Here is a 1,097-nt window from a genome sequence, read left to right as displayed (position 1 = left end):
CACGCTTTCGGTTGTCCAGGCGCGGGCTTGGTCGCTGAGGGTGATGCCGAGGCCGGGGCGGTCCGGGACGATCATCCGGCCGTCTTTGGTTTCGAGGCGTTCGTTGAACAGCGGGTCGAGCCAGTCGAAGTGCTCTACCCAGGGTTCGCGGGGGTAGGTGGCGGCGAGGTGGAGGTGGATTTCCATGGCGAAGTGCGGGGCTAGGCCCAGGCCGCGTTCGTCGGCGAGGGCGGCGAGTCGGAGGAATTGGGTGATGCCGCCGACGCGTGGGGCATCGGGTTGGATGATGTCGCAGCCGTTGGCGTTGATCAGGGCTTTGTGTTCGGCGACGGAGGCGAGCATTTCGCCGGTGGCGATGGGGGTGTCCAGGACGTGGGCGAGGTGGGCGTGGCCTTCGAAGTCGTAGGCGTCCAGCGGTTCTTCGATCCAGGCCAGGTTGAAGTCTTCGAGGCGGCGGCCCATGCGCAGGGCTGTGGCGCGGTCCCACTGTTGGTTGGCGTCGACCATCAGTGGGACGTCGGGGCCGATGTGGTCCCGGATGCCGGCGACCCGGCGGAGGTCTTCCGTGCTGTCCGGCAGGCCTACTTTGATTTTGATGCCGCCGATGCCTTCCTCGATGGACCGGCTGGCCCGGTCCTTGACTTCTTCGAGGGTGGCGTTAAGGAAGCCGCCGGAGGTGTTGTAGGTCCGTACCGAGTCGCGGTACGAGCCCAGGAGCTTGGCCAGGGGCAGGCCCGCGCGTTTTGCCTTCAGGTCGTACAGGGCGATGTCGACGGCGGCCAGGGCCTGGGTGGCGACGCCGGAGCGGCCCACGGAGGCCCCGGCCCACAGGAGTTTGGTGTAGATCCTGGCGATGTCGTTGGGGTCCTCGCCGATCAGGCCCTCGGCGACCTCTTTGGCGTGGGCGTACTGTGCCGGTCCGCCGGCCCGTTTGGAGTAGCTGAAGCCGATGCCCGAATGCCCGAGTTCGGTGGTGATCTCGGCGAACAGGAAGACCACCTCGGTCATGGGCTTCTGCCGGCCGGTGAAGACTTTGGCGTCGCTGATGGGAACAGTGAGCGGCAGGCGCGCGGTGGACAGCTTGACGTGCCGGATCA

The 1,097-nt window shown here is 66.9% G+C and carries 1 protein-coding gene; it reads right to left on the bottom strand.

What is annotated here, in order from left to right; translation table 11 throughout:
• The coding region (locus DC347_RS21270; RefSeq protein ID WP_240617897.1) for a mandelate racemase/muconate lactonizing enzyme family protein at positions 1–1,095 on the bottom strand (1,095 nt) is incomplete at its 3' end.
• Positions 1,096–1,097: the final 2 nt, after the last annotated feature.

It is taken from the genome of Pseudarthrobacter sp. AG30, assembly GCF_003116525.1.
Lineage (GTDB): Bacteria > Actinomycetota > Actinomycetes > Actinomycetales > Micrococcaceae > Arthrobacter.
This window is presented reverse-complemented; position numbering and strand designations above follow the sequence as displayed.